The 1397-nt window shown below is 59.7% G+C and carries 1 protein-coding gene; it reads left to right on the forward strand.

All coding sequences use genetic code 11. The features are described from left to right. Nucleotides 1–1367, forward strand: a 1367-nt coding sequence (locus SO140_RS45380) for a recombinase family protein (protein WP_498544148.1), incomplete at its 5' end; no start/stop codon positions are given. Nucleotides 1368–1397: the final 30 nt, after the last annotated feature.

Genomic DNA, 1397 nt, shown 5'->3' on the forward strand with positions numbered 1-1397 from the left:
TGCCGATTCGTTATCGCAACGTCATCGCGGTTCTCAAGAATCCATTTTACGCCGGAGTCTATGTTTACGGAAAGAGCGAGAAGCGCACCGCCATCGTCGATGGGAGGGCACGACGAAGCTACGGGCACAGCAAACCCTTTGGGACGTGGGAAGTGATGATCAAGGATCATCACGAAAGCTACATCACCTGGGACGAGTTCGAGCGCAATCAGAAGCAGCTCGCCCTCAACAATTACGGCCGTGCCGGAGGCGTCAAGACCGGGCGAGGCGGAAGAGCGCTTCTCTCAGGCATCATGATCTGCGGACGATGCGGACGACGGCTCAGCGTCGCCTATACTGGCAATCCGCAAAGCCGACCGGTCTATCGCTGTTACAAGCCAAACCTTATGATGGGCTTGCCTCGGTGCATGACTTTCGGAGGTCCGCGGGTCGATTCCGCGATCGCGAGCGAACTGCTCCGGGCTGTCGAACCAATGGCGATCGAAGCCGCGTTCAGGGCGGAACGGATGTATCGAGAACAAGAGGAAGACCAACAGAGAATCCTGGATCTGGGACTGCAGCAGGCGCGCTACGAGGCAAACCTGGCCGAGCGCCGGTATGCCGCTTGCGATCCTGACAATCGTCTCATCGCGGCACAGCTGGAGAAGAATTGGGAGATCGCGCTCCGCCGCGTCCGCGATTTGGAGGAACGTCGACCGGCCGCAAAGCAAGCGGAGATCGGAATCGATCCGAATGCTTTTGCCAATTTGGCAGAGAACCTCTCTGAGGCTTGGAATGCGCCGGGCGTCACGATGCGTGCACGCCAACAATTGCTGCGGGCTTTGATCGTCGACATCATCGTCGATGTCGACGAAGAGGCACGTGACGTCGTGCTTACGATTCACTGGCGCGGCGGCCAACACTCCGAGCTGCGCGTGCGTAAGCCGCGAACCGGAGAACATGGCTGCGCGACGACCGAAGATGCGCTGGCGGTCATGCGCAGCATGGCCGGTCGCTGGCCAGACGAGCATATTGCCGCATCGCTTAATCGGATGGGCCTGCCTACCGGTCAGGGCAAGACCTGGACGGCGCATCGCGTCTCTTCAGTTCGCCGCGTGCGCGGTATCCATGCCTACCGATCTGCGGAAAAAGATGGCGAATGGCTGACCTTGACCGAAGCGGCCGCAGCGTTGCGCGTCACAAGTCACACGGTACGCCGTCTGATCAAATCTGGCGTACTGCCGGCGGTGCAGGTTGTGCCCGGCGCGCCGCACCAGATTCGCGCCGAAGACTTGGCGTCGGAATCGGTGAAATCTGCGGTAGCCCGAAAAGGTCGCCCGTGTCGCGTCGACGACACGGACACGATTCCAATGTTTACAGACACTTAAAGAAGGAATGCACAATGACTCAGGCATCGC

Source organism: Bradyrhizobium sp. UFLA05-108 (assembly GCF_059803455.1).